This window comes from Providencia vermicola (assembly GCF_010748935.1).
GTDB lineage: Bacteria > Pseudomonadota > Gammaproteobacteria > Enterobacterales > Enterobacteriaceae > Providencia > Providencia zhejiangensis.
Map to the genome: position 1 here is coordinate 3,899,614 of NZ_CP048796.1, position 24,106 is coordinate 3,923,719.

Genomic DNA, 24,106 nt, shown 5'->3' on the forward strand with positions numbered 1-24,106 from the left:
TCATGAAATATGCATTAGGATCAGTTCTTTATTACTGGCCAAAACAGCAACTTGAAGCGTTTTATCAGCAGGCTATGCAAAGTGAAGCTGATATTATTTATCTCGGTGAGACCGTCTGTAGTAAGCGTCGTGAAATGAAACCAGCTGACTGGATTGATTTGGCTAAGGCACTGTCTGCTAGCGGAAAACAGATTATTTTAAGTACCCTCGCACTATTACAAGCCCCTTCTGAACTTAAAGAGATCAGTAAATTAGTCGATAATGGCGAATTCCTCGTGGAAGCACACGACTTTGGGGTGATTAATATGTTAATTGAGCGCAACCTGCCTTTTGTCGCCGGTCATGGTTTGAATTGTTATAACGCTCAAACGCTTAATATCCTACTCCGACAAGGTATGCAACGCTGGTGTATGCCTGTCGAATTGTCTCGTGATTGGCTAGTCAATTTACTCAATCAATGTGACGAGCTAGGAATACGTGACAAATTCGAAGTTGAAGTGATGAGTTATGGACACCTACCTCTCGCCTATTCGGCCCGCTGCTTTACCGCGCGCTCAGAAAATCGTGCAAAAGATGAGTGTGAAACTTGCTGTATCAACTATCCACAAGGCCGAAAAGTTTTTTCTCAAGAACAGCAACAGGTTTTCACGCTCAATGGATTGCAGACACAAAGTGGCTATTGCTACAACTTAGGCAATGAACAGCTATCCATGATGGATTTAGTGGATATTGTACGTATTTCTCCTGAAAGTCATGATTCTCTAAAAATACTGTCACAATTTAAAGCCAACCAAACAGGCCTAGCACCACTAACGATTACAGACAGGAGTTGTAATGGCTATTGGCGACAAGTTGCAGGTTTAGAGATGGTTGATTAGAGGTTAGCCATACATCCATGAGCGAAACACTCTGATTGCTTTTTTATGTCGATGGGATATCGGCTGCCTTTATTCGTACTCGTACAGATAGTCTCCCAAATAATTCGCAGCGTATCTCGGCGGCAAGTCAACGAATCACTTGGAGTGATAGAAAATGATATGGCTAACGCAAATGTGCATCGCCAATACTGCTGCGATTAGCAGTATGACGGGGTAGTAGTTTCAGTGATATGCGGTGATATCAGCAAGTCATCACTTATCCCAACGTGACATGTACACAACCATTGAAGCCACCACAAGCCACTTTGTGGCCTTCCAGTGTTACGGCGATCCCGTTGATTTTCATTAAACTGTCGCCCTCGGCAATAGTGCCTATTTTTTTACCCGATGGGCCATCAACCAAGTCGCCTGTATGGGCGACTCCTTAAGTTTGAATTGATGTATTTTATAGAAATTCATGAACGATGAAATGATTGAGTATGACTCTTTTATGGGGAGATAGAGTTCGCGCTTGATCACTATCACCATGCGAGAAATGAGATCAATTCGCGGTTCATAGGTCCCTTTCACAAATAAGCTGCATTAATTCATAATATAATGAGGAATAAATCGAGATGTGTCTTTGGTTATTAACGAACCATCTTCTCGGATAGCAATGCCAGCAGGTTCATCACCAATCACCCAGCTTCCTATTAAGGTATAATCGGAACCAAATTTAGGCAGTAATGCACTGGCCTGATAAATACGGGGTTCATGAGCATATTCACCAAATTCTTCTGTAATAATTTCTTGTTCGCTATTCATGAATAATGAAACATTCGCACCTTCGCGTGAGAATAACGGTTTGGTTGTAAAACCTTGCCAATGACTCCCCATATCCTGTTTAAGTTTTCCAACAATATTAATTTGCTCATCGGCAAAATAAGCAGGTAACAAATTAGGATGGTTAGGGAAATAACGCCATAACAAAGGTAATAGCCCTTTATTACTTAAAATTGATTTCCATAACGGTTCCAACCATTCGGTCCGTTGGCTACGCAATATCGGGCCATAATCATCTTGGAACATCCACTCATAGGGGTATAATTTAAAACCTTGATGAATAATCTGATCTTGTAAATCCGTAAAAACCCCACCGAGGCCTAACCCGATATCTTCCATGTAAATAAATTGCGTTTGTAATCCCGCTTGGCGAGCACAGTCTTCCAAATATAAAACAGTTCCGCGATCTTCTATCGAGTCTTCGCAACAGCAAAAATAAAAAGGGTGCTCGTTACGCCATAATAAAAAACGCTGAATCAGTTTTTCCTGAATCGAATTAAACTGGTCGGCATTAGCTGGAATTAAACCTCTTGCTGTCATATCAGACAGCCACTGCCATTGAAAGAATGCGGATTCGTAGAGTGATGTCGGAGTATCTGCATTATATTCAAGTAATTTTGCTGTCTGATATCCATTCCATGAGAAATCCATTCTTCCATATAATGACGCTTTATTCTTTCGCCAACTATTTGCAATCGCATCCCAATATAATTCAGGGATTGCAAGTTCTTCTAAGATAGCCTCATCGTTAATAGCAAGATCAACAACCTCTAAACACATCTGATGTAATTCTTCGGTGGGATCTTCAATACCATTTTCAATTTGCTCTAAGGTAAAACAATAGGCATGTGATTCATCCCAATAAATTTCATCATCAATAATATGAAAATCAAAACCATAATCTTGAGCTATTTTATCTAAATTCTCACGCGGCTTTAATGGTATTCGCAACATACTCAGCCACCTTTACGACTGGATTTATGTCCGAAGCCGCCTCGTGAAGTCGTTTTAGTCGAGTTATTACTGTATTTAGCGGGTTTCAACTTATTTGAACCATCGGAAACCCATTTATCCGATGAACCAGGCTCATAATAAACATTCGGTTCACTTTTAGAACGATAAAATGGTCTAGCCCTTGAGTAATAATGCAATCCTGAATGCGCAGACGTTGAAGAACGACTCACTTCACTGGGATAATTATCAACCGAAAAGCCTGCTAGTGTAGGCGCATAAGCCTCGCGCTCTTGGGCATCACAATACTCATTGTCATGGTTTTGGGATAAGCACTCCAAATTTTCATACGGAGTCAATTTGCGATTTATTAATGAGCAATTGCCTTGCCCATAAATAGATTCACAGCTATTTAGTTGATTATAGTAAGCCATGTGCTGAATTAATTGTTGCTGAGCTTCTTCTTGTTTTTGCGTACAAAAAGATCGGCTATACCCCGCTAATACACAATCATCGCTATTTTTAAAGATCGTCACCGTAGAGGTTGGAGATTCTTTGCTACAACTACGTATACCAAAAATAACAGCCCCTCCCATAATGGCTAGCGTCAGTATGCTAGGGCCTTTACGTACTTCTTTTTTTACGGTACCAATTCGTTTTAATTGAGCGTTAGCATGGGGCTGATGACTTTTATGTTTCTTTATTTTATTTTTCTTACTCATAGAACATCTTTATTTGTTAATAGCTCATACTAACGGCATTCAAAATACCAAACCCAAGTGATGTACCTCCTAAAAATAGCCCAGCAGAAATATTATTCTGTTCTATTTTCTCGCTGATCTTTGGCATATATATTTTGGTTGCGCCGAGAACAAGTAATTGAACAAATAATGCAATAACGCCCCAAATAATACAGTCTAGAAGACTAATAGAGTGAGAGATAGCACTCGATAGTGGAGTGATATAACCTAGCATAGCACCAATAAATGCAAGCCCAGCAGCGGTATTATTCTGTTTGATTAATGCCCACTCATTATGACGCGATATCCGTGTATAAATAAAAAGAAACACAAGCACCATGACAGTACCTATCGCAAAATAACTCATAAACGAAAGTAACGCAGAAAGGATAGTCGAAAAGTCCATAGAGATTTATTCCTTTAAAAAAGGAATAAATGTAACTTAAGCTTTTTTTAAAATAAAGCATTTATAAAGAATTAAATTAACTTAATTTTAAAGTTCAGGCTATTAATATCTTATAATGCGTAAAACTATTTATTCATAATTGGGATTATCTAATAATGACTTAAAAACTCACCGTCATATTAGAATGAAGGCCGGTTATTTATCTCAACATCGCAATGACTTTTAATCTTTATCAGGCCTTCTATTCATTAGACATCTTAAACAACATTATGAATCATGACGCTGCTTCCGCCAACGATGCATAATATGGGAAATATGACGTAATTCACCGTCACGTAGCATACCAATAAACACACCAATCACAGTATAAATGACCCCAAGAACCAGCATCATCACAATATCCATCAATACGCCACTAAACGGTAGACCCATTTGGTTGATCCCCGCCATGGCACTGGTTGCCCATGTTGATGGTAATGCTGACGCGATCATGCGTACCCACTCAGGCATTGCTTGCAATGGCCATATCGTTCCTGACATATAGAAAACCGGTGTGGTAATAAACGCTAAGGTTAAATAAATCATCTCAACACTACGTAAACATTCAGTCACTAACTTACCTAACCCAATTACTGCCAATAAGAAAGGAAAAGTCAGCATCCATAATTGATACAGTGGTGCTTCTTGGCGATAACCTAGGATCCATGGCCACAAAGCAAAAAAGACGGTGGATAAAAATAACCAAATTGGGATCAATGCAGATAATGCCCCTAAATATACTGCTAATGGCGGTTTACCTTTTGGCGTGCCACGAATAGCAATACTCACGCGAACACAGGCAATAAGCAGTGAATGCTGTAACAACATGACGAGCAAACCGGGAAACACAATGGCGGCAAAGCTGACACCTGGATTATACAAAGGCTCCGTTAAGCTACGAATTGGAGTAATAATGACTTTAGCTTGCTCTTTGCTATAACCAGAATTAATTAATAATTGTGTGTTATAGCTATTTAATAATGTTTGATAAGCACTGACTAATTCTTGTTGGATCTGGCCGCTCGCCAAACGGTTGGTCGCGTCACCATAAACAGGGATCGTAATAGTTTTACCATTCAATAAAAACTTTTCAAAATCGGTTGGAATGATAATGATAGCGAACAATTGCCGACCGATCATATCCTTGCGAGCTTGATCTAAACTATCATAACTGTGCAGTTTCACTTTCGGAGCAGCATCTAAGTCACGGATAAGTGCTCGACTTGCCACACTATGATCTTGGTCGATCACTGCAACAGGTAAATCCCATAACACCGGCTTCGCATAGACTAAACTCATCACACACAACGAGACGATCAATAATAACCACATTGGCTTATCTAACATGCCAATCAGTACTTTACGGAAGGTTGCAAAATACATCTGCATTAGAGCTCCCCTCCTTGTGCCGCAATTCTTTTCGGCAAGCGTTTACGGATCAAAAATGCCGTTACGATGGGATAAATCAGTAAGAACAAACAGACTTCGACAATACGTTTAAATGAAATTTCACGTAAGAAAATATCAAACATCGCGTTGAGTGTGTGGGTTAATGGCTCAATATTCGAAATAATTTGTGCGGGCAAAATCATGGATAATTCAGGTACTGCCATTCCCGAGAAGGCTAATGCAATACTCACTAGCATCCCAATAAGGCTATAAGCCATAATTGCACTAGACGTGAAACTAAATAGCAATAGCCCAATACTTTGTGCCGCTATCACATAGAAGAAGCCAACCATTATCATATAGAGGGGATTTCCCACCACCTTAGCGTCAAAGATACTCACCAATGCCGCAAGTTCAACCACTAATAATGTGGTAAAAAATAATGTATAAGGGGCCATTTTTCCGAGCACGGCCATACCAAATGGCTTCACACTCTGTAATATTGAGCTACGCGATAAAGTATAAATCGTACACGTCACCACGAACAATTGCAGCATATGAATAGTTGCTGCGAATTGCTGGTAATAGATATAGCTGCCGCTGGGGTTAAATAAACTGTCGTAAGAAAGAGTCACTTGTGCTAATGGGGGTAAGGCTTTTCCCATTGAACTCGCCAGTTGAGTACGGTACTTGGCATTCAGCTCAGCCACCAGTCCACTGAAATCTTGGATCGCATAACTTCCCGACGCATAAAACAACGCATTGTAGTACATGCGTATTTCAGGTTGGCGCCCCCGTAATACATCCGCTTCAAAATTGGTAGGAATATATAAAAGCGCATAATCTTGCGCACTAGCTAAGCGTTTTATTGAGCTGTTAAGGTTGTTATCAATCGCTTTTACATCTGCATGGGGGCCTGCATTCAGATCCCGAATCATCTGCCTAGACGCTGGGCTTCGGTCATTATCAACGACGGATACCGGCAGATCCATCAGTGTTCCTTCTGAGAAGTTAGCGCTTATTAACGTAAATAACATTAACGGAAACAGCCAACTTAACCAGTGAAAAACAGGGCTGCGGATAGCGGCTTGTGTTTCTCGACTGAATGCATGTTCAAAACCATGCCAAGCGAATTTTAATCTCATAACAGCGCCTTTTATTTATCCCAGCGCCATAACACGCTCATACCCGGTCTTAAGCCATCAACCGGTTCTAATGGATACAAACGAACTTCAAAGGTTTTCAAATCGAAATCCCCTGTCGCACGTGTTGCCCTTTTTGTTGCGTAATCCCCTTTTGGTGCGATATAACGAACCTCTGCTTCAATTTTTTTATCGCCTAAAGCGGGAACATCAAGTTGAATCTTGTCACCTTTTTTAATATCAACAAGGATATCTTCACGCAAGTTATAAATGAAATAAGCCTGTGGGATGCGGACCATGGTCATTAATGGGCTACCTGCATTGAAAATTTCACCAATTTCCGCGGGTATAGGCCCTATTTCGCCATCAACGGGAGCTTTCACTTGTAAGTCATCTAACTGCACTTGCAGCTCAGCCAGTTTCTGTTCAGCTTCACTCAGTTGTGCCGCATATTTTTGACGTAATTCAATACGGTCACCATTTTTGGCTTCTTCAAGCTGCGCCTTTGCGCCTTGTACTTGCTGGAAAGCCACCTCTTTTGCTTTACGTGCATTATCTAACTCATTAGCAGAAACATAGCCTTTAGCAGACAAGTTATTTAAGCGAGTATATTCACGTGTCGCATTTTGATACTGTGAGTTAGCTTGTGCCAATGACGCTTGTAAATTACGAATTGTTTCTTCACGTGTTCCATTAATTGATTGAGCTAATTGCGCTTTCGCTTGGTCTCTCGCGGCTTTTAAAGCTGCGTATTGTGCCGTTAGTTCAGGGCTATCTAATGTTAATAACAATTGCCCTTTTTGAACGTCATCCCCGCGTTCCACATGGCGTTCAATAACACGACCTTTTGCCTTAGAGGTCACCATAACCTCAGGCGCATCGACTTCACCTTGCAATAATAAGAATTGATTGTGGGAATGGAAAAGTGCCGCCGCCGCTATCAAAATCAGCATCAACAAAATCAGTGCTATTGTTCTTTTTTTCATTATTAGTAAAACCCTAAATAATCACGGAGGAAACTATAATCATCAAATTATCGCAATAATTGCCGATACAGCGTTAATAAATTTGTGCGCAAGGTCACAAACAAGAGGGGGGAGATATAATATTGAAGCGACTTTCCCCTTATGTCAAATAAAGATAGCTAACTTTGACTAAATCGCTATTATTAAATCAGCAGCTTACGCTAAAATTGCGCGGCTAAAATGCCAAAATTGGAACCCTTTATGTACGAATTTGATCTCATTTTGCTGCTATTACAACAGATGTGCGTTTATTTAGTCATTGCATGGGCATTGAGTAAAACGCCTCTTGTTATCCCTCTATTAAAAGTCACTATCCGCCTGCCGCATAAGGTCATGTGCTACCTTATTTTCTCTGTTTTTTGTGTGATGGGAACTTATTTTGGCTTACATATCAATGACTCTATCGCCAATACACGTGCGATTGGTTCCGTGCTTGGAGGGCTACTGGGTGGGCCAGCGGTTGGCTTTGCAGTGGGATTCACTGGGGGATTGCACCGTTATTCACTCGGCGGTATGACCGCATTTAGTTGTATGGTTTCCACTATCGCCGAAGGATTGATTGGCGGTTTAGTGCATCGTTATTACATGAAACGAGGCCAAATCGATAAAATTTTTAACCCAATTACCGCCAGTTGTGTCACCTTTGTCGCTGAAATTATCCAAATGCTCATTATTCTATTACTGGCACGTCCTTTCGATGAAGCATTAGAACTGGTGAAAAATATTGCAGCGCCCATGGTGATTGCCAACACGATTGGTGCCGCTATGTTTATTCGTATTTTGCTCGATCGCCGAGCGATTGTTGAAAAATACACGACAGCCTTTTCGGCTCAAGCCTTGAAAATCGCATTATGTACAGATGGTATTTTACGCAAAGGGTTCAATACTGATAACAGTATGAAAGTAGCCAAGATCATCTATCAAGAATTAGAGATTGGTGCCGTCGCCATCACGGATAGAGAAAAGATTTTAGCCTTTATTGGTATCGGAGCCGATCACCACTGCCCAGGCACACCGATAGCTTCCGAGCAATCGCGGCGAGCGATCGATAATAATGAAGTCGTCTATGCTGATGGTAATGAAACCCCATATAAATGCTCTTTAAGCCCAACTTGTAAACTTGGCTCCGCGTTGGTTATCCCCCTTCGTGGGGAGAATGAGCGAGTTATCGGCACGATTAAACTCTATGAAGCTAAAAATCGTTTATTCAGCTCAATTAACCGCACTCTCGGTGAAGGCATCGCGAGCTTATTTTCAGCACAGATTCTCGCTGGACAATATGAGCGTAATAAACAATCACTGCTACAGTCGGAAGTAAAGCTACTTCACGCGCAAGTGAATCCTCACTTTTTATTTAACGTACTTAATACACTACAAGCTGTTATACGCCGAGACAGTCGGCAAGCTGGACAATTAGTCCAATACCTCTCAACATTCTTTCGCAATAACCTCAAACGCCCTGAACAAAATGCGACACTCGGTGAAGAATTAGAGCATGTGAATGCTTACTTACAAATAGAAAAAGCCCGCTTCTGTGAAAACTTACAAATAGCGCTCGATATTCCAGACACATTAAAACAGGTGCAATTACCGGCATTCTCGCTGCAACCTATCGTTGAAAATGCAATTAAACATGGCACCTCACAGTTATTAGATACTGGATATATTACAATAAGAAGCTATATACGCTGTGAACAGGTTTATATTGAAATAGAAGATAATGCAGGCCTCTATCAGCCCACAGCACAAAACGATGGCCTAGGAATGAGTTTAGTTGATAAACGCCTACGTCTAAAATATGGCGAGCAATATGGCGTTAGCGTGGAGTATGAACCAGAACAATTTACGCGAGTGCAATTACGGCTTCCCTACATGTTAAAGCAATAAAATGATTAAATTTATATGAATGTATTGATTGTTGATGATGAACCACTTGCACGGGAAAACTTACGTTGTTTATTAGAAGAGCATGATGATATTGAGATCATGGATGAGTGTGCTAACGCTATTGAAGCGATAAGTGTTATTCATAAAAAGAAGCCCGATGTCGTCTTTCTTGATATCCAAATGCCTCGTATCACAGGCCTTGAGATGGTTCGCATGCTTGACCCTGAGGATAGGCCGTATATCGTCTTTTTAACGGCCTTTAATCAGTTTGCTATACAAGCTTTTGAAGAACATGCCTTTGATTATTTATTAAAGCCATTAGAAAGCGAAAGGCTGAATAAAACCCTGAATCGACTACGTCAAGGTAAGCAGAAGCAAGACCTTGACGTTCTTAGCGATCATGAACCTCTAAAGTTTATTCCATGTACAGGACATAGCCGTATTTGGCTGATGAAATTAGATGAAGTTCAATATGTCACTTCACGCATGAGTGGCGTTTATGTGATGAGCACCCAAGGACAAGAAGGCTTTACTGAACTCACCTTAAGAACCTTAGAATTACGCACACCATTAGTTCGTTGTCATCGTCAATATTTAGTCAACATGACGCAGTTAAGTGAAATTTTGTTTGGTGATAATGGTCAAGCAGAGCTAGTCTTAAGCTCAGGGGAGCACATTCCTGTAAGCCGCCGCTATTTAAAGCCGTTAAAAGAAGCACTTGGATTAATTTAATGACTTTAAATGATACCAATTGCAGCTAGGCTGATTAATGCGAGTAAGCCTAGCCATTAACGCTGTAACCTGAAATATGACGAATATATAGGGAGATCACACATGGCTGACTTCTACTTACAGCTTCGAACCAACTCAATGACCTTAAAAAACTTAGAGACTCATGAGGAATACACCGCTGAAGGGGAATTCTCATCGTCTCGGTTAATTATTGGGGATTTCTACGTTGCACAAAGCCTTCTAGTACAACTTATTGATGCCATGAAACTCAATGTTCGGCTTCCTTTAACGACTCATCACCGTATTGTGATACAGGCCTTAGAAAAAAATGAAGGTGGACTCAGTCCCGTTGAAGTCAGGCTATTAGAAGAAATTACGGTTGCAGCGTTTAATCATAAACTCAAAAAAGTGATTGTCAGCCATGACGAGTTACCCATGCCACAAAGGCAAGCGGAAGAGTTATTAGAAAACAACTAGTAGTAAAACCTATTGTTATCCACTTACTGCGTATACCCATTCACGCATAAGCACCAAAGTAGCCATCCACAAGGAAGAGTGACCGCTTGGCTGTGTCTTAATCCGCAACACAATATAGAAAGCGATTGTTGCGACGATAGATTGAAATAATAAAAAAACCCGCAATCCAATGGAAAGCGGGTTTTTAGATCTTACCGATAACGTTTTACACTAAGAACTCGGTAAATGCGTGACTAATTACGCATTATGGCTAGCGCTACGACGACGCGGTGAGGCGGTATTGTGGTCTTCATTGCGACCACGTGGACCGTTGCTATTACCGCGATCACGGTTACCACCACGGCGGTTACCCCCCGCATTATCACGATCACCACCACGGCGGTTTCCACCATCACGATCGTGACGACGACCCGCACCGAAACCACCTTCATTGCCACCATCACGACGTGGACCACCACGACGCTCACGGCGCTCAAATGGTTGTGCATCACCAATCAATTGCATTTGTGTTGGTTTGTTCAGAATGCGCGCACGGCTTAAATGCGTTAATACGTCAGTCGGCATGCCTTTTGGTAATTCAATCGTCGAGTGAGTCCCGTACAACTTGATATTACCGATATAACGGCTGCTGATATCGGCTTCGTTAGCAATCGCACCAACGATGTGACGAACTTCCACACCATCATCGCGACCCACTTCGATACGATACATTTCCATATCACCAACATCACGGCGTTCACGACGACCGCCGCGATCACCACGTTCTGCACGCTCGAAACCATTACCATTACGGTCACGACGACGGTCATCACGGTCATTGAATTCACGACGTGGACGACGTGGTGCATCAGGTGGCAGGATCAGCGCACGCTCACCTTGTGCCATTTTCAGTAGTGCTGCTGCTAATGTTTCCATATCAACATCTTCTGACGGTGACAGTTTTTTCAGCAGTGCACGGTATTGATCTAAGTCGCTGCTTTCAAATTGCTGTTGAATTTTCTCAGCAAATTTCGCCTGACGACGTTCACTCAGCAATTGAGAATCTGGCAGCTCAACTTCTGGGATCGTCAGTTTCATCGTACGTTCAACGTTACGCAGCAAGCGGCGTTCACGGTTCTCAACGAACAGTAATGCGCGACCAGCACGGCCTGCACGACCTGTACGACCGATACGGTGAACATAAGATTCTGCATCCATAGGGATGTCGTAGTTAACAACTAAACTAATACGATCAACGTCAAGGCCACGCGCCGCAACATCTGTTGCGATCAGAATATCTAAACGACCGTCTTTTAAACGTTCCAGAGTCTGCTCACGCAGTGCTTGGTTCATATCACCATTCAGTGCCGCACTGTTATAGCCATTACGCTCAAGGGCTTCAGCCACTTCTAGCGTTGCGTTCTTAGTACGAACAAAGATGATTGCCGCATCAAAGTCTTCTGCTTCCAAGAAACGAACCAACGCTTCATTTTTACGCATACCGTAAACAGTCCAATAACTTTGAGCAATATCTGGACGTGTTGTAATACTAGCCTGAATGCGAATTTCTTTAGGCTCTTTCATGAAACGACGTGTAATACGACGAATCGGTTCTGGCATCGTTGCAGAGAACAGTGCTGTTTGATGTTCTGCTGGGATTTGGCTCATGATGTTTTCTACATCTTCAATAAAGCCCATACGCAGCATTTCATCAGCTTCATCCAATACTAAACCTTTCAGTTTAGACAGGTCTAAAGTACCACGCTTCAGGTGGTCAAGTAGACGACCTGGTGTACCAACAACCACTTGTGGTCCTTGGCGTAGAGCACGCAACTGAACGTCATAACGTTGACCGCCATACAGGGCAACAACGTTAACGCGGCTCATGTGTTTAGAAAAATCGCTCATCGCTTCAGCAACCTGCACCGCCAACTCACGCGTTGGTGCTAGGACTAAAATTTGCGGAGCTTTTAAATCAGGGTCAATGTTATGGAGCAGTGGCAGACTGAATGCAGCGGTTTTACCACTACCCGTCTGAGCCATACCCAGCACATCATTACCATCCATCAACAATGGGATACATTGTTTTTGGATTGGCGAAGGTTTTTCATATCCCAGGTCGTTTAGTGCAGTCAAAATAGACGCTGATAAACCTAAATCAGCGAAAGAGATATCAGTCTCGGTGGTCATGTAAAGGTGCCTCATACTTAATGGCGGCCAGTTTACATAACCGTGCGAAATTCATTTCGGTCATTTTCATTTAAAATGTGAACTGGCTCAAATTGTGTTATTAAACGAACAAATAGGCCGTCACCCCGAAGGATGATGACTCAAAAAATAATCATGAAATGTTCGTCAGCTATTGCTGGCCCGATTCTAAAAGGTCGTCTTGTTCTTGGCCTAACAGCGCCAATTCCAACAATGCATAGCGGTGTTCAACAAAGCTGTGGGCGTTGTTAGCCACCGTCAGTTTGAATAACGCAGTTGCGCTATCCTTATCCCCCAGACTTAGGTAATGCTTACCTAAATAGAAGTTAGTTTCACTGAGATGCTCAGCGAGCGAAGTGTTATCCGCAGAAGTTTCTTTCAAACGCGCCATCAATGTGTTCTCACTGATATTGCCTAGATAAAACTCTACGATATTCCAGCCCCATAGCCCTTTCTCCGCGCTGTTATAACGAGCAGCCAGGTTATCCTGTGCTACACGCGGGTCTATGTCTTTCTCTACTAGATAAAGCCATAGTGTACGAAAAGGATCATTTGGATCTATCTGATAATACGCCAGCAGATCATCCTGCGCTAATTTGTATCGGCCACCGTAATATAATGCGATGCCACGATTCATACGCGCGAAATTGTAAGTTGGATCAAGCTCTAATACAGAATCAAACGCTTCATAGGCGGCATCATAGTTGCCAGCCTGCGTAAAATATATTCCTAAAAAGTTAAAGATTTCAGGAATATCGGGACGAATAGCTAACGCTGTTGAAAAATCATTGCGCGCTAACGCCCTCAAACCGAGACTATCATACAACACTCCGCGCTCATATAAAAGCTGGGCGTATTCATCATCGGTCAAAGATCGGCTCGCAAGGATTTGTTCCATACGAGCCAATATTACTTCTTGTTGTAGTGAAGGTTGCAGAGGAACAGCAAATACCTCGTTTTTACGCCAATCTTTGTTACTGCATCCAAGGAGCACAAAAAAGATAAGCGCAGAGACCCCGCGAGTTAACGCGTTTAAGCCCCTAAACCGAAGACAGATACTGTTCAGCATACTCCGTCCTTACATTACCACTGTGTCAGCAAATTATGGCTATGCGCCCTAAAACATAGGGCGCTGTTCAGATTCAGCCTATTCTGCTGAGTCCTGCTGCTGTGCTGGAGTTTCTTCAGTCGCGACAGCTTCTTTCATGCTCAGGCGGATACGGCCTTGACGGTCGATTTCCAATACCTTAACAGGAACTTCTTGACCCATTTGCAGATAGTCAGTCACTTTCTCAACACGCTTGTCCGCGATTTGAGAAATGTGAACCAAACCTTCTTTACCGCCACCGATAGCAACAAATGCTCCGAAATCAACAATACGAGTCACTTTACCTTGGTAAATACGACCCACTTCAACTTCAGCGGTAATTTCTTCAATACGACGAATAGCTTCTTTCGCTTTTAGACCGTCGGTCGCGGCGATCTTCACTGTACCGTCATCTTCGATTTCGATGGTTGTCCCCGTTTCTTCTGTCAGTGCACGGATCACAGAACCACCTTTACCGATAACATCTTTAATCTTGTCCGGATTAATACGAATAGTATAAATACGCGGAGCAAATTCAGAGATCTCTTCGCGAGGACTGTTAATCGCTTGTTCCATTGTCCCTAAAATATGCAGACGAGCACCTTTTGCTTGGTTCAATGCCACTTGCATGATTTCGCGAGTGATACCTTCAATTTTGATGTCCATTTGCAGTGCGCTGATACCATCACGGCTACCCGCCACTTTAAAGTCCATATCACCCAAGTGGTCTTCATCACCTAGGATATCGGACAGAACAACAAAATCATCACCTTCTTTCACGAGACCCATTGCAATACCAGCAACAGCCGCTTTAATTGGTACGCCAGCATCCATCAGAGCCAACGAAGCACCACAAACTGACGCCATTGATGATGAACCATTTGATTCAGTGATTTCTGATACCACACGAACAGTATATGGGAAGTCAGCATGGTCAGGCATAACAGCCAATACACCACGTTTTGCTAAACGACCATGACCAATTTCACGGCGCTTAGGTGAACCTACCATGCCCGTTTCACCGACAGAATATGGAGGGAAATTATAATGGAACAAGAAACGATCAGTATATTCGCCCATTAACTGGTCAATAACCTGTGCATCACGCTCAGTACCCAATGTTGCGGTAACCAGAGCCTGAGTTTCACCACGTGTAAACAGGGCGGAACCATGGGTACGAGGTAGAACACCCGTACGCACGTCGAGAGCACGCACCATGTCTTTCTCACGACCATCGATACGTGGCTCACCACGAATAACACGGCTACGAACAACTTGTTTTTCTAAGTTAGCCAAAATTTCAGCAACTTCAGCGACATCAACGTTTTCGTCTTCAGCAACGATAGCAGCGGTCACTTCTTCTTTAATCAAGTCAACTTGCGCATAACGCTCTTGTTTTTCAGTAATGCGGTATGCGTCGCCCATACGGCTTTCAGCCAGTGCAGCCACTTTATCACGCAGAGCTTGGTTAACTGGCTCTGGTTGCCAATCCCATTTTTCTTTGCCTGCTTCTTTAACTAATTCGTTAATCTCTTTAATGACAACTTGTTGTTGGTCATGACCAAAAACAACAGCACCTAGCATTTGCTCTTCGCTTAACAGCTCTGCTTCTGATTCAACCATCAGAACAGCACCTTCAGTGCCCGCAACAACTAAGTCGAGACGGCTTGATTTCAGCTCATCTGCTGTTGGGTTCAGAACATATTGATCATTAATGAAACCAACACGTGCCGCACCAATTGGACCATTGAAAGGAACGCCGGACAAGGCCAGTGCAGCTGAAGCACCAATCATAGCGACGATATCAGGGTTAACTTGAGGGTTAACTGAAACAACCGTTGCAATGATTTGGATTTCGTTGAGGAAACCTTCTGGGAACAGAGGACGTAGAGGACGGTCAATCAAACGAGCGATCAGTGTTTCGCCTTCGCCTGGGCGACCTTCACGACGGAAAAAGCTACCCGGGATACGACCTGCCGCATAAGAGCGCTCTTGATAGTTAACCGTCAGAGGGAAGAAATCCTGACCTTCTTTAACTTTTTTCTGAGCAACCGCAGTAACAAATACTGCTGTATCATCCATATTTACCATCACAGCCGCCGTCGCTTGACGCGCGATCATGCCAGTTTCGATGGATACAGTATGCTGACCGTATTGAAATTTACGAACAATAGGATTTAACAAAATATCACCCTTTATTTTAGGCCACCTGAGCTTCTCTAGTGGCATTGGCTTTCTCTTCCTACTACAGCCTCGCGACTAATGAGAACACTGATGTTCATATAATCAATGTTCTCATTAGCCGCGCGAATCGGTGTAGCTGAAGAGGCGTTAATAAAACAATTAATTAGGAACTATAGCTTAGCATTTAAGTTAAGTATAATTCGAGTACTACTTCAACTTTATGTATAACTTTTAGAAGAAAAGGGGCCATTTGGCCCCTTTCCACTGAAACTGACTATAGTCGTCATATTTCGAGTTGCAGCGATGTTAACTAGGCTAATTTAAGCTAGCCACATAACTCTGCGCCTAGCCTTTCAATTCACTTATTGACTAGCTGCACCTAGAATTATTTAGAGTATAGATTAGCGACGCAGACCCAGACGCTCGATCAGAGCTGTGTAACGTGCGATATCTTTACCTTTCAGGTAAGCTTGCAATCTACGACGCTGAGCAACCATACGCAGCAGACCACGACGGCTGTGGTGATCTTTTTTGTGCTCTGAAAAGTGGCTTTGCAGGTGGTTGATTTGCGCAGTTAACAGTGCGATTTGCACTTCACTTGAACCAGTGTCGTTAGCATCGCGGCCGAATTCAGCAACGATTTTTGCTTTCGCTTCAGTACTTAGAGACATAATAAACTCCAAATGTATAAATGTATGTAATGAGACCCAATCTCTAATTTAGTATCTCACAGATTAAGCGCCGCTATTCTACGCTGCTTGTAGCAGCAAAGCAATAAGCGCCGCTATGCAGATTATTCATTTTCGACAACTAAACGCCGTGGGGCAATTCGTAGGTCTTCACTGATTAATGCGATACCAATAAAACGCTGCGCTGCACCACAAGTAATACGTACCATTGTACCTTCGGCAAGTTGACCGATATCCGCCCTGACCGGCTGGCCTTGCTTGAAATAAGCGGCCGTTTCGTCGGTCAAATTAATGACTGGAAAATGAATAACCGCGGTATCCATTGGTAGCAATAAAGGATCAAGTAACGACTCGAAAGTGCCTTCACCCTCATCAACCTTCGCTCTTAGTTCGGCGAGTTGCTCCAATGTAACCATACGTTCGTATGGATAATTGGCGACTTGAACTCGACGCAAATAAATCACATGAGCACCACAGCCTAACATTTCACCTAAATCATCTATAATTGTCCGAATATAGGTGCCTTTAGAGCAGTGAATTTCCAGCTCAAGTTCATTATTCTCTAAACGAAGAAATTGCAACTCATAAACCGTTATCGGACGGGCTTCTCGTTCAACAGTGATCCCTTTTCGTGCATATTCATACAATGGACGCCCCTGATGTTTCAATGCCGAGTACATAGAGGGCACTTGTAAGGTATCACCACGATAATGCGCTAATGCAGCGTCCAGCTGAGCCTGTGTAAACTCAACATCGCGCTCACTAATAATTTCACCATGAGAATCAGACGTATCCGTACGTTGACCCAACCGTGCAATCACACGATAGCGCTTATCTGAATCGAGTAAAAATTGAGAAAATTTGGTTGCTTCACCGAGACAAACAGGGAGCATCCCTGTTGCAAGTGGATCTAACGCACCCGTGTGACCCGCTTTATTTGCATTGAAGAAGCGCCGCACTTTTTGCAGCGCATCATTTGAAGAAATATCCGTGGGTTTATCCAGCAGCAAAACGCCATGTATATCACGGCCGCTACGACGACGCCCCATTATTTTTCCTCTTTACTATCCGCATCCGCACGACGCATTTCATCATTGCGAATCACATTCGAAACTAAGTTAGACATACGCATACCATCAACCAGTGAGCTATCGTAAGAAAACGTTAACTCAGGAATAACACGTAAGCGCATCGCTTTACCTAGCAAAGAACGAATAAAACCTGAGGCTTCATTCAGAGCTTTAATGCCATCTTGCACCATTTGAGATTCATGCTCTTCATGAGAGATATTAAGGAAGGTAACAAACACCTTGCCATACGCTAAATCTCTTGAGAGCTCAACACCTGAAACCGTTGCCATTCCAATGCGGGGATCTTTAACTTCACGCTGCAAGATAATCGCAATTTCTTTTTGCATTTCTTGTGCTACGCGCTGAGAACGACTAAATTCTCTTGCCATCGTTATATCTCCTGACATTAAGGGGGGCATAAGCCCCCCAAATATACTCATCCTACTTTTAAGATGCCGTGTTGTTGACTACGCTGATTCGTCCTAATCACATACCGATGTATCTTCTTAAGCACTCATTCACTTGTCGCCTAACGGCATCCTAAATGATTTAGAATAAATATTAATCTGTAATTACAGTATATCAAAGAAATTAACCGTCAATAGAACGCTTAACTTCAATCACTTCAAAGACTTCAATCATATCGCCAACACGGACGTCATTGTAGTTCTTAACACCGATACCACATTCCATACCGTTACGTACTTCGTTGACGTCATCTTTAAAGCGACGTAATGACTCCAGCTCACCTTCGTAAATAACAACGTTATCACGTAGGACGCGGATTGGGTTATTACGCTTGATAGTACCTTCTGTCACCATACAACCTGCGATTGCACCAAATTTTGGTGACTTAAATACATCACGGACTTCGGCAAGCCCCATGATTTGCTGTTTGTATTCAGGCGCCAGCATACCGCTCATCGCTTGTTTGATCTCATCAATCAAGCTATAGATGACGGAATAGTAACGTAAGTCAACACTTTCACTCTCGATAACACGACGAGCAGATGCATCCGCACGAACGTTAAAGCCAAGAATAATCGCATTTGACGCAGCTGCCAATGTCGCGTCAGTTTCTGTGATACCACCCACGCCAGAACCGATGATTTTGATTTTCACTTCATCAGTAGACAGTTTCATCAGTGAGTCAGTAATGGCTTCACAAGTACCTTGAACATCGGTTTTCAGAACAATGTTCAATTCAGACACTTTACCGTCTTCCATGTTAGCAAACATGTTTTCCAGTTTAGATTTCTGCTGGCGAGCCAGTTTCACATCACGGAATTTACCTTGGCGATACAATGCAACTTCACGTGCTTTTTTCTCGTCACGAACAACCGTTGCTTCATCACCGGCTGACGGTACATTTGATAGGCCGAGGATTTCAACAGGCATGGATGGACCCGCAGATTGCACCTCTTTACCTAATTCGTTACGCATTGCACGAATACGGCCGTATTCAAAGCCACACAGAACGATATCGCCTTTGTTAAGGGTCCCTTCTTGAACAAGGATAGTCGCAACTGGACCACGTCCTTTATCAAGATAAGACTCAACAACCACACCGCTTGCCATACCTGCATAAACCGCTTTCAGTTCTAATACTTCAGCTTGCAGCAAGATAGCATCGAGCAGGTCATCAATACCCGTTCCTTTTTTCGCTGATACACTGATAAATTGTGTATCACCACCCCAATCTTCAGAAATAACGCCGTATTGTGACAGCTCATTTCTAACGCGATCTGGGTCAGCTTCTGGTTTATCAATTTTGTTCACAGCAACAACAATTGGCACACCCGCCGCTTTCGCGTGTTGGATGGCTTCAATCGTTTGTGGCATCACGCCATCATCTGCTGCAACAACCAGAACAACGATATCCGTTGCCTGTGCACCACGAGCACGCATTGACGTAAACGCAGCGTGACCTGGGGTGTCTAAGAAGGTAATCATACCTTTGTCTGTCTGCACATGGTAAGCACCAATGTGCTGGGTGATACCACCCGCTTCACCAGAAGCAACTTTGGTCGAACGAATATAGTCAAGTAGCGACGTTTTACCATGGTCAACGTGCCCCATGATAGTGACGACAGGTGCACGAGGTTCTTCACCCGCTGAACCTGTATCACGATCGTTCATTACCGCTTCTTCTAGCTCGTTTTCACGGCGAAGGATAACTTTGTGTCCCATTTCTTCTGCAACCAGTTGTGCAGTTTCTTGGTCAATGACTTGGTTGATAGTCGCCATCGCGCCCATCTTCATCATTGTTTTAATCACTTGTGAGCCTTTAACGGCCATTTTATTCGCCAGTTCACCGACAGTGATCGTTTCGCCGATAACAACATCACGGTTAACTGCTGCGGCTGGCTTATTAAAGCTTTGTTGCAGTGAGCTACCTTTACGTTGTTTACCTTTGACACGATTAGAGCGACCCACAGCGCGTTCTTCTTCGCGATCAGCCTTCTCCGAAAGTTTATTCCCTTTCTTCTGGCGAGGCGCTTTAGCGCTACGGTTACGAGAACGACGGCCTTCTTCTTTCTCGTCGTTTTCATCTTCCGCGGCACGAGCATGACGAGAAGTTGTCGTGTGATAATCACTATCATCGTCGACTTTGGAATCATTATTCCACTTATCGTTATTTTCTTCTGCCATTTTGCGGGCTTCTTCAGCTACACGTCTCGCTTCAGCTTCAACTTTACGCTGGGTTTCTTCTTCAACTTTACGTTTCAGAGCCGCAGCTTCAGCTTCACGGCGCTGTTTTTCAGAGTTGTTTTCACCGGCTTTGCCAGCTTTTTGATGATTTTCGCTTGGTTTCACTTTTTCTCTTTCCGCTACTTCGCGCGTAGCTTTTTCAGCTGCTTCACGTTTTGCTTTCTCTTCGGCCTCGCGCTTTGCTTCTGCTTCACGTTTCGCATTTTCTTCTGCAATACGTTTTGCTTCTGCTTCGCGTTTGGCCAGTTCTTCAGCTTCGCGCCGTGCTTGCTCTTCCGCTTCACGCTTCGCCTGCTCTTCCGCTTGCGCTTGCTCAGCGTCGCGGTTCACATAAGTGCGTTTTTTGCGGACTTCTACATTTACCGATTTGCTCTTACCACCGGTGACTGGAACACTCAACGTACTACGCGTTTTACGTTGTAGTGTTAACTTACTTGGCTGACCCGCAGAACCGCCTTGTTCACGATTCAAATGGCCCAGCAATGTCTCTTTTTCTGACTGACTAACAGAGTCATTCTCACCTTTTTTGATCCCTGCTTCAGCAAATTGCTGTATCAGGCGTTCAACTGTGGTTTGAATTTCTGCTGCCAATGATTTTACAGTTTCTGTCATGCCGTTCCTTCCTGCTACAGTGTTTACGCATCGTTACCGAACCAGCAAATATTACGTGCGGCCATGATGAGTGCACCTGCTTTCTCACCATCCAGACCTTCAATATCAATAAGGTCGTCGATGCCCTGCTCAGCAAGATCTTCCAGTGTACAGATACCGCGAGTAGCCAAATTATAGGCCAAAGTATTATCCATACCTTCCAGATTTAATAAATCTTCTGCTGGCTGATTATCACCTAGGCTCTCTTTTTGAGCCAATTCAATTGTGGTAAGGGCCGCTTTCGCTCTTTCACGTAGAACTTCAACAGTTTCTTCATCTAAACCGTCAATTTCCAGAAGCTCTTTGATAGGCACGTAGGCCAGTTCTTCTAACGTCGAGAAGCCTTCTTCAACAAGTGCAGTGGCGAACTCTTCATCAATATCAAGATGCTTGGTGAATGTGTCAATAGAAGCATGTGCTTCTGCCTGATGTTTTGCATTCAGCTCTTCTGCGGTCATGACATTCAGTTCCCATTTGTCATCACCACGGTGTTTTTTCAGTAATTGTGCCGCCAAACGAACGTTTTGACCATTACGGCCGATCGCTTGAGCCAAATTACTGCTTTCTACGGCAACATCCATTGTACATTTGTCTTCATCGACCACAATAGATGCCACATCAGCCGGAGCCATTGCATTAATCACGAATTGAGCTGGGTTATCATCCCATAACACAATATCAATTCGCTCGCCGCCTAACTCACTAGAAACCGCTTGAACTCGCGCACCACGCATACCAACACAAGCACCGACTGGATCAATACGCTTATCGTTAGTTTTAACTGCAATCTTGGCACGAGAACCGGGATCACGAGCAGCAGCTTTGATTTCAATAATTTCTTCACCGATTTCTGGCACTTCAATGCGGAATAGTTCAATCAGCATTTCAGGGCGAGAACGGGTCACAAAAAGTTGCGCACCGCGTGCTTCAGGACGGACATCATACAGCACACCACGAATTCGGTCACCTGGACGGAAGTTTTCACGCGGTAACATATCTTCACGTAAGATAACGGCTTCAGCATTATTGCCAAGATCTAACGTAATATTTTCACGATTAACTTTTTTAACTTGAGCAGTGATGATTTCGCCTTGCTGCTCACGGAACTGGTCAACGACCATTGCACGTTCAGCTTCACGAACTTTCTGAACGATAACTTGTTTTGCTGTTTGTGTTGTAATACGGTCAAACGCAACAGATTCAATCTGATCTTCAACGTATTCGCCCAGTTGAAATTCTGGGTTTTCAAATTGTGCAGCTTCCAGCGTAATTTCACGCGTTGGCATAGTAACATCTTCAACAATTAACCAACGACGAAAAGTGTCAAAATCACCCGATTTACGATCAATCGCTACACGAACGTCGATTTCTTGTTCATATTTCTTTTTGGTTGCTGTCGCTAGTGCTGTTTCCAGAGCCTCGAATATTTTTTCACGAGGGAGGGATTTTTCGTTAGAAACCGCTTCTACAACAGCCAGAATTTCTTTGTTCATCCTAGTTGCCTCATTGAACTTAATTAAAAGTGGGGTACCAAGTTAGCTTTCTGGATGTTGCCAAGGGCGAACACTTCATCCTTACCATCCACAGTAACCGTTATCATTTCACCTTCGACGGCTTTAATAATGCCTTGCCATCTACGGCGGTTCTGCATCGCTATGCGTAAAGTCAGTGCCACCTCTTCACCGACAAAACGCTCATAATGGGCGACAGTGAATAGCGGGCGCTCTAGCCCTGGTGACGATATTTCTAGGTTATAGACCACAGAGATTGGATCTTCGACATCCAACACTGCACTCACCTGATGGCTGACATCAGCACAATCATCAACAGTGATGCCTTCTTCACTATCGATGAAAACACGCAATGTCGATGTACGCGCACGGACAAACTCTAAGCCTACAAATTCAAAGCCAAGTGCTTCCACCGGTGCTGAAATCATCTCTGTCAATTTTTGTTCTAATGTGGACAAGCCCACCCCCAGACATAAAAAAAGGGCTATAAAAGCCCAGTTAATTCGATTGTCAAATAACAAAAAACCCCGAAATTTCGGGGCTTTATGAAACTGGACCCTGTAGTGCCAACGGGTTCTACCATGTTCTTAGTATATCTTTAAAATCTAGATAAATCGATGAGAAATTCCGATAAATACATCTGACAAGATATGCTGACTAAGAATTGGTTGCGGGAGCCGGATTTGAACCGACGACCTTCGGGTTATGAGCCCGACGAGCTACCAAGCTGCTCCATCCCGCGTTCGAAAACGTGACATATTCTACACAAATAACTCGTATAGCACAAGTTATCTAAATAATGGTGCCGAGGACGGGACTTGAACCCGTACGCCCGTTTTGTAGGCACTACCACCTCAAGGTAGCGTGTATACCAATTTCACCACCTCGGCACTGAGGCGAGGTTATTCATTTATTAATAAACAATAACCTCAAATTCTTTATTTTGATGATGGCTAAAGGCCTTCATCCGGAATCTTTAACACTTAACGAGGAATATCACTCGTTGGTGTAGCTGGTGCTGCCGGAACGTCTGTTGGTTGCTCGACTTTTGCCGGTTCACTGATGTTTTCCCACTTACTACCAGTTCCATATTTGTTGGCAGTCATGTTGCCAAGAATCAAACTGATAATGAAAAACGCAGCAGCCAAGATTCCAGTCATACGAGTCATGAAGTTACCAGAACCCGATGAACCAAACAGTGTTGCAGATGCACCCGCACCGAATGACGCACCCATGTCAGCACCTTTACCTTGTTGCAACATGATCAGACCAATAAGGCCGATAGCTACCAACAAGAAAACAATTAAAAGAGCTATGTACATTCGAGTTACCTATTCAGTTGCGGCACATAGTGTTACCACTATGACCTAAAGTACTGCACACCTACTCATTTTACCTTTCAGGAAGACCTTTACAGGATTGAGCAGGTGCGAATACTAACCAAAGCTGAGCAGACAAGCAAGCCAAATTTTATTTCTGCGGTTTATTTGCGGAAAAAAACAGCAAATAAGTCAAACGGCTTGCCAC

At 43.2% G+C, this 24,106-nt stretch carries 20 protein-coding genes, 2 tRNA genes and 1 pseudogene; 4 read left to right on the forward strand and 19 right to left on the reverse strand.

The window, feature by feature from the left end; all coding sequences use genetic code 11:
* The first annotated feature begins 2 nt into the window (after nt 1-2).
* Nucleotides 3-878: a U32 family peptidase gene (locus G3341_RS17640; protein WP_154622831.1), complete on the forward strand. Its 876-nt coding sequence runs from the start codon at nt 3-5 to the stop codon at nt 876-878.
* A gap of 256 nt (nt 879-1,134) precedes the next feature.
* Here the strand turns inward: G3341_RS17640 and G3341_RS17645 are convergent.
* The 7 genes and pseudogenes from G3341_RS17645 to G3341_RS17675 all read right to left on the reverse strand — a co-directional run.
* Nucleotides 1,135-1,302, reverse strand: a pseudogene (locus G3341_RS17645) (PAAR domain-containing protein); the annotation flags it as partial.
* A 158-nt stretch (nt 1,303-1,460) separates the two neighbouring features.
* A complete protein-coding gene (locus G3341_RS17650) occupies nt 1,461-2,654 on the reverse strand; it encodes a glutathionylspermidine synthase family protein (RefSeq protein ID WP_163863188.1) in 1,194 nt (397 codons plus the stop codon).
* A gap of 2 nt (nt 2,655-2,656) precedes the next feature.
* Nucleotides 2,657-3,373: a DUF1190 domain-containing protein gene (locus G3341_RS17655; RefSeq protein WP_163863190.1), complete on the reverse strand. Its 717-nt coding sequence runs from the start codon at nt 3,371-3,373 to the stop codon at nt 2,657-2,659.
* A gap of 16 nt (nt 3,374-3,389) precedes the next feature.
* Nucleotides 3,390-3,797 carry a DUF350 domain-containing protein gene (locus G3341_RS17660; protein ID WP_163863192.1) on the reverse strand — a complete coding sequence of 136 codons (408 nt, stop codon included), beginning with the start codon at nt 3,795-3,797 and terminating at the stop codon, nt 3,390-3,392.
* Between the two features lie 267 nt (nt 3,798-4,064).
* Entirely contained in the window at nt 4,065-5,225 is a 1,161-nt protein-coding gene (locus G3341_RS17665) for an ABC transporter permease (protein ID WP_154622836.1), read from the reverse strand.
* Nucleotides 5,225-6,370, reverse strand: a complete 1,146-nt coding sequence (locus G3341_RS17670) for an ABC transporter permease (protein WP_163863194.1) — start codon at nt 6,368-6,370, stop codon at nt 5,225-5,227. Before G3341_RS17670 ends, G3341_RS17665 begins: the two co-directional genes overlap by 1 nt.
* An 11-nt stretch (nt 6,371-6,381) precedes the next feature.
* The gene (locus G3341_RS17675; protein ID WP_163863196.1) at nt 6,382-7,353 is read right to left on the reverse strand and encodes an HlyD family secretion protein; all 972 of its coding nucleotides are present in this window, start codon (nt 7,351-7,353) and stop codon (nt 6,382-6,384) included.
* A gap of 240 nt (nt 7,354-7,593) precedes the next feature.
* Between G3341_RS17675 and G3341_RS17680 the strand changes: the two genes are divergently transcribed.
* From G3341_RS17680 to G3341_RS17690, 3 genes are all read left to right on the forward strand, one after another.
* Nucleotides 7,594-9,279: a sensor histidine kinase gene (locus tag G3341_RS17680; protein WP_154622839.1), complete on the forward strand. Its 1,686-nt coding sequence runs from the start codon at nt 7,594-7,596 to the stop codon at nt 9,277-9,279.
* Between the two features lie 15 nt (nt 9,280-9,294).
* A complete protein-coding gene (gene btsR, locus G3341_RS17685) occupies nt 9,295-10,011 on the forward strand; it encodes a two-component system response regulator BtsR (protein WP_154622840.1) in 717 nt (238 codons plus the stop codon).
* Between the two features lie 102 nt (nt 10,012-10,113).
* Entirely contained in the window at nt 10,114-10,488 is a 375-nt protein-coding gene (locus tag G3341_RS17690; protein ID WP_154622841.1) for a YjaA family stress response protein, read from the forward strand.
* 237 nt (nt 10,489-10,725) lie between these two features.
* Here the strand turns inward: G3341_RS17690 and G3341_RS17695 are convergent, their stop codons facing one another.
* The 12 genes from G3341_RS17695 to secG all read right to left on the reverse strand — a co-directional run bounded on the left by G3341_RS17695 (nt 10,726) and on the right by secG (nt 23,901).
* Nucleotides 10,726-12,657: a DEAD/DEAH family ATP-dependent RNA helicase gene (locus G3341_RS17695; RefSeq protein WP_163863198.1), complete on the reverse strand. Its 1,932-nt coding sequence runs from the start codon at nt 12,655-12,657 to the stop codon at nt 10,726-10,728.
* A 169-nt stretch (nt 12,658-12,826) separates the two neighbouring features.
* The gene (gene nlpI / locus G3341_RS17700; RefSeq protein ID WP_154622843.1) at nt 12,827-13,744 is read right to left on the reverse strand and encodes a lipoprotein NlpI; all 918 of its coding nucleotides are present in this window, start codon (nt 13,742-13,744) and stop codon (nt 12,827-12,829) included.
* 78 nt (nt 13,745-13,822) lie between these two features.
* Entirely contained in the window at nt 13,823-15,946 is a 2,124-nt protein-coding gene (gene pnp, locus G3341_RS17705; protein WP_154622844.1) for a polyribonucleotide nucleotidyltransferase, read from the reverse strand.
* 401 nt (nt 15,947-16,347) lie between these two features.
* The gene (rpsO, locus tag G3341_RS17710; protein WP_154622845.1) at nt 16,348-16,617 is read right to left on the reverse strand and encodes a 30S ribosomal protein S15; all 270 of its coding nucleotides are present in this window, start codon (nt 16,615-16,617) and stop codon (nt 16,348-16,350) included.
* 122 nt (nt 16,618-16,739) lie between these two features.
* Nucleotides 16,740-17,684: a tRNA pseudouridine(55) synthase TruB gene (gene truB, locus G3341_RS17715; protein ID WP_163863200.1), complete on the reverse strand. Its 945-nt coding sequence runs from the start codon at nt 17,682-17,684 to the stop codon at nt 16,740-16,742.
* Nucleotides 17,684-18,094: a 30S ribosome-binding factor RbfA gene (rbfA, locus tag G3341_RS17720; protein ID WP_154622847.1), complete on the reverse strand. Its 411-nt coding sequence runs from the start codon at nt 18,092-18,094 to the stop codon at nt 17,684-17,686. Before rbfA ends, truB begins: the two co-directional genes overlap by 1 nt.
* A gap of 202 nt (nt 18,095-18,296) precedes the next feature.
* The gene (gene infB, locus G3341_RS17725; protein ID WP_154622848.1) at nt 18,297-21,029 is read right to left on the reverse strand and encodes a translation initiation factor IF-2; all 2,733 of its coding nucleotides are present in this window, start codon (nt 21,027-21,029) and stop codon (nt 18,297-18,299) included.
* A 23-nt stretch (nt 21,030-21,052) separates the two neighbouring features.
* A complete protein-coding gene (nusA, locus tag G3341_RS17730) occupies nt 21,053-22,561 on the reverse strand; it encodes a transcription termination factor NusA (protein WP_154622849.1) in 1,509 nt (502 codons plus the stop codon).
* Between the two features lie 23 nt (nt 22,562-22,584).
* Complete coding sequence (rimP, locus tag G3341_RS17735) at nt 22,585-23,037, reverse strand: ribosome maturation factor RimP (RefSeq protein WP_014657325.1); 453 nt, start codon at nt 23,035-23,037, stop codon at nt 22,585-22,587.
* A 207-nt stretch (nt 23,038-23,244) separates the two neighbouring features.
* Nucleotides 23,245-23,321 (reverse strand) — tRNA-Met (locus G3341_RS17740).
* 58 nt (nt 23,322-23,379) lie between these two features.
* Nucleotides 23,380-23,469: transfer RNA gene (locus tag G3341_RS17745), tRNA-Leu, on the reverse strand.
* Between the two features lie 93 nt (nt 23,470-23,562).
* Entirely contained in the window at nt 23,563-23,901 is a 339-nt protein-coding gene (secG, locus tag G3341_RS17750) for a preprotein translocase subunit SecG (RefSeq protein WP_154622850.1), read from the reverse strand.
* Nucleotides 23,902-24,106: the final 205 nt, after the last annotated feature.

Coding starts and splice junctions, on each gene's coding strand:
- G3341_RS17650 (WP_163863188.1), bottom strand. CDS start 2,654: ATGTTGCGAATACCATTAAAGCCGCGTGAGAATTTAGATAAAATAGCT.
- truB (WP_163863200.1), bottom strand. CDS start 17,684: ATGGGGCGTCGTCGTAGCGGCCGTGATATACATGGCGTTTTGCTGCTG.
- G3341_RS17670 (WP_163863194.1), bottom strand. CDS start 6,370: ATGAGATTAAAATTCGCTTGGCATGGTTTTGAACATGCATTCAGTCGA.
- rpsO (WP_154622845.1), bottom strand. CDS start 16,617: ATGTCTCTAAGTACTGAAGCGAAAGCAAAAATCGTTGCTGAATTCGGC.
- G3341_RS17640 (WP_154622831.1), top strand. CDS start 3: ATGAAATATGCATTAGGATCAGTTCTTTATTACTGGCCAAAACAGCAA.
- G3341_RS17655 (WP_163863190.1), bottom strand. CDS start 3,373: ATGAGTAAGAAAAATAAAATAAAGAAACATAAAAGTCATCAGCCCCAT.
- G3341_RS17665 (WP_154622836.1), bottom strand. CDS start 5,225: ATGCAGATGTATTTTGCAACCTTCCGTAAAGTACTGATTGGCATGTTA.
- btsR (WP_154622840.1), top strand. CDS start 9,295: ATGAATGTATTGATTGTTGATGATGAACCACTTGCACGGGAAAACTTA.
- nusA (WP_154622849.1), bottom strand. CDS start 22,561: ATGAACAAAGAAATTCTGGCTGTTGTAGAAGCGGTTTCTAACGAAAAA.
- secG (WP_154622850.1), bottom strand. CDS start 23,901: ATGTACATAGCTCTTTTAATTGTTTTCTTGTTGGTAGCTATCGGCCTT.
- nlpI (WP_154622843.1), bottom strand. CDS start 13,744: ATGCTGAACAGTATCTGTCTTCGGTTTAGGGGCTTAAACGCGTTAACT.
- G3341_RS17690 (WP_154622841.1), top strand. CDS start 10,114: ATGGCTGACTTCTACTTACAGCTTCGAACCAACTCAATGACCTTAAAA.
- G3341_RS17680 (WP_154622839.1), top strand. CDS start 7,594: ATGTACGAATTTGATCTCATTTTGCTGCTATTACAACAGATGTGCGTT.
- G3341_RS17695 (WP_163863198.1), bottom strand. CDS start 12,657: ATGACCACCGAGACTGATATCTCTTTCGCTGATTTAGGTTTATCAGCG.
- G3341_RS17675 (WP_163863196.1), bottom strand. CDS start 7,353: ATGAAAAAAAGAACAATAGCACTGATTTTGTTGATGCTGATTTTGATA.
- G3341_RS17660 (WP_163863192.1), bottom strand. CDS start 3,797: ATGGACTTTTCGACTATCCTTTCTGCGTTACTTTCGTTTATGAGTTAT.
- rbfA (WP_154622847.1), bottom strand. CDS start 18,094: ATGGCAAGAGAATTTAGTCGTTCTCAGCGCGTAGCACAAGAAATGCAA.
- infB (WP_154622848.1), bottom strand. CDS start 21,029: ATGACAGAAACTGTAAAATCATTGGCAGCAGAAATTCAAACCACAGTT.